We start from the raw sequence: 3,917 nt of genomic DNA, 5'->3' as shown, positions 1-3,917 counted from the left end.
GTTCCGCGACGCGCCCCAAGCCCGAGCAGCACAGCGCAGTCGGCACGCAACGCGGGCCGACCGCCGCACTGAAGCGAAGCCCGCCGCCCGCCCCCGGCTTTGCACGCACTGAAAAAATCAAACGCACCTGAGCAGTCCGCGATATGTCAACCAACTTCCCCACCAAGCTCGATTCCGGCTCCGCCTACCCACTCGGCGCCACCCCCGACGGCAACGGCGTCAACTTCGCCGTCTTCTCGGCCAACGCATCGAGCATCGAACTCTGCCTGTTCGACGCCGCTGGCCGCAAAGAGGTGGCACGTCTGTCGCTGCCCGAATGCACCGACGGCATCTGGCACGGCTACCTGCCCGACGCAGGCGCCGGCCTGTTGTACGGCTACCGCGCCCACGGCCCGTACGAGCCCCAGCACGGCCACCGCTTCAACCACCACAAGCTGCTGCTCGATCCCTATGCGCGTCAACTGTTCGGCTCCATCCGCTGGACCGACGCGCTGTACGGCTACCGCCTCCATTCGCCGCGCGCCGACCTGAGCTTCGACCGGCGCGACAGCGCCCAAGCCATGCCCAAGGCGGTGGTCGTCGATGCTGCGTTCAACTGGCGCAGCGAGCGCCGGCCGAACACGCCCTTTGCCGAAACGGTGATCTACGAGGCGCATGTTCGCGGGATGACCATGGGCAACGAGAAGATCCGCACCGACCGGCGCGGCAGCTTCGCGGCGCTGGCCGATCCTTCGGTGATCGACCACCTGCTGCGCCTGGGTGTCACCGCGCTCGAGCTGCTGCCCGTGCACGCCTTCGTGCAGGACCGCCGGCTGGTCGAGAAGAAGCTGCGCAACTACTGGGGCTACAACACGCTGTCCTTCTTTGCGCCGGAGCCGCGCTACCTGGCCAGCGGCCAGCTGGACGAAATGCGCAACGCCATCCGCCGTTTGCATGCGGCGGGCATCGAGGTGATTCTCGACGTGGTCTACAACCACACCGCCGAGGAAAGCGAACTCGGCCCCACGCTTTCGTTCCGCGGGCTCGACAACGCAAGCTACTACCGCCTGCAGGCCGACAACCCGCGCCACTGCATCAACGACACCGGCTGCGGCAACACCGTCAACATGTCGCATCCGCGCGTGATCCAGATGGTGATGGACTCGCTGCGCTACTGGGTCGACGAGTTCCACGTCGACGGATTCCGCTTCGACCTCGGCGTCACGCTGGGCCGCGAGGTGGGCGGCTTCGATCCGGGCAGCGGCTTCTTCGACGCGATCGGCCAGGACCCGACGCTCGCCTGCGTGAAGCTCATCGCCGAGCCCTGGGACATCGGCCCCGGCGGCTATCAGATCGGCAATCACCCGGCGGGCTTTGCCGAATGGAACGGTCGCTTCCGCGACGACGTGCGCCGCTTCTGGCGCGGCAACGCCGGCCTTCGCGGGGCGCTCGCCGCGCGCCTGTACGGCTCGGCCGACATGTTCAACCACGACCGCCGCCGGCCCTGGGCGTCCCTGAACTTCATCACCGCACACGACGGCTTCCCCTTGCACGACCTGGTGCGCTACAACGAGAAACACAACGAGGCCAACGGCGAGGACAATCGCGACGGCGCCGACCACGACGACAGTTTCAACTGGGGCATCGAAGGGCCGAGCGAGTACGAGGGCATCGAAGCGGTGCGCGGCAAGGTGGTGCGCGCCATGCTCGCGACGCTGATGTTCTCCAACGGCACGCCCATGCTGCTCGGCGGCGACGAGTTCGGCCGCACGCAACAAGGCAACAACAACGCCTACTGCCAGGACAACGAGCTGTCGTGGCTCGACTGGGATTTGCTGCGCAGCGAGGAAGGGCAGGCGCTGATCGACTTCACCGCCCGCCTCATCGAAGCGCGTCAGCTCAATCCCACCCTGCGCGCTGCCAACTATCTGCGCGATCAGCGCGAACTCGGCGCGGGCATTCGCGAGCTGAGCTGGCTCAACGAGCATGGCGAGCCCATGCAGCAACGCGAGTGGGACCACGCCGAGGGCCGGTTGATCGCGCTGCGCCGCGCGCGCACCAGCGACGAGGGCTACATCAACCTGTCGCTCGTGCTCATCAACGGTGCGGCCGAGCCGCAGGCGTTTCGTGTGTCGCCCGGCGATGCGGCCTGGCAGATCGTGATCGACAGCGCGCATCCCGAGAAGGCCCCCATGCCGCTCGAAGACGACAGCATCGAGGTCCAGGCGCACAGCGTGGTATTGCTCACCACTGCCGGCTATGCGCCGGCCGAAGAAAGGCCCGAACCCATGCACAACGACGAGCCTGTCGAGACCCGGCCGGCGCCACTGGATTGAGAACCCGCCGATGAGCTCCCTGCACCACCGCCACCGCTTCGATTTCGGCGCTCAGTTGAGCGACGATGCAAGCCACACCCGTTTTCGACTGTGGGCGCCGAGCAGCGCCGCCGTGATGCTCGCGATCGAGCCGGCCGGCGACGTGCCCTCCGGTGATCCGGAGCGCGCCCTGCCGATGCGCCGCAACGAGGGCGGCTGGTTCGAGCTCGAGGTCGACTGCGGCGCGGGCACGCGCTACCGCTACTGCGTGTCGGGCAAAGGCGATGGCAAGAGCGACGGTGAACCGGACCCGTCCGCCTTCACCGCCGTGCCCGACCCGGCCTCGCGCCTGCAAGCCGGCGACGTTCACGACGCGAGCGTGGTGGTCGATCCGCAGGCTTATGCATGGCAGCACACCGACTGGTCCGGCCGGCCCTGGAATGAGACCGTGCTCTACGAACTGCACGTCGGCGCGCTCGGCGGCTACGCCGGCGTGCAGGCCCGTCTGCCGGCGCTCGCCGCACTGGGCATCACCGCCATCGAGCTGATGCCGCTGAACGACTTTCCCGGCGCGCGCAACTGGGGCTACGACGGCGTGTTGCCCTTCGCGCCCGATGCCGCCTATGGCACGCCCGAGGAACTCAAGTCGCTGATCGATGCCGCTCACGGCCTGGGCCTGATGGTCTTTCTAGATGTCGTCTACAACCACTTCGGCCCGGACGGCAACTACCTCGGCCTGTACGCCGAGTCCTTTTTCACCGACGACGCGCACACGCCCTGGGGCCAGGCAATCGACTTCCGCCGGCCGGAGGTGAGCGAGTTCTTCATCCACAACGCGCTGTACTGGCTGATGGAGTACCGCTTCGACGGGCTGCGCTTCGATGCCGTGCACGCCATCGCCGAGCAGGGCTGGCTGCAGACGCTGTCGCAGCGCGTGCGCGCCGCGGTCGAGCCGGGCCGCCAGGTGCACCTGGTGCTCGAGCACGACGACAACGCTTCTCATCTGCTCGAGAACCATTTCGATGCGCAGTGGAACGACGACGGCCACCATGTGCTGCACGTGCTGCTCACCGGTGAGCACGAAGGCTATTACGCCGACTATGCCGACGCCCCGGCCGAGCGGCTGGCCCGCGTGCTGGCGGAAGGCTTCGCCTACCAGGGCGACGCCTCGGCACACCGCGGCGGCGAGGCGCGCGGCGAGCCCAGTGCGCAGTTGCCACCGAGCGCCTTCGTGCTCTTCCTGCAAAACCACGATCAGGTCGGCAACCGTGCCTTCGGCGAGCGGCTCACGAAGCTCGCCGACCCCGAGGCGCTGCAGGCGGCGACCGCGCTGCTGTTGCTTGCGCCGCAGATTCCGCTGCTGTTCATGGGCGACGAATGGGCGGCGGCCGAGCCGTTTGTCTACTTCACCAGCCATCCCGACCCCGAACTGGCCGCGGCGGTGCGCGAGGGTCGCCGGCGCGAGTTCGAGCGCTTCGCCGCGTTCGCCGATCCGGCGCGGCGAGAGCGCATCCCCGACCCGAACGAGCCGGCGAGCTTCGAGCAGTCGTGCCCGCGCGAACCGGCCGAAGGCGGCGCTGCCGACGAAGCCCGGGCGCAGCGCGAGCGGGTGCGTGCGCTGCT

2 protein-coding genes are annotated in these 3,917 nt (G+C 68.2%); both read left to right on the top strand.

Annotated elements, in window-relative coordinates:
- The first annotated feature begins 143 nt into the window (after window positions 1-143).
- Window positions 144-2,315 carry a glycogen debranching protein GlgX gene (glgX, locus tag H0W38_RS18335; protein WP_292456782.1) on the top strand — a complete coding sequence of 724 codons (2,172 nt, stop codon included), beginning with the start codon at window positions 144-146 and terminating at the stop codon, window positions 2,313-2,315.
- Window positions 2,316-2,325: 10 nt separating this feature from the next.
- A partial coding sequence (treZ, locus tag H0W38_RS18330; RefSeq protein ID WP_292456780.1) for a malto-oligosyltrehalose trehalohydrolase occupies window positions 2,326-3,917 on the top strand: 1,592 nt, incomplete at its 3' end.

Origin of the sequence: Methylibium sp. (assembly GCF_013817365.1) — a bacterium.
Taxonomy (GTDB): domain Bacteria; phylum Pseudomonadota; class Gammaproteobacteria; order Burkholderiales; family Burkholderiaceae_C; genus Methylibium.
This window is presented reverse-complemented; position numbering and strand designations above follow the sequence as displayed.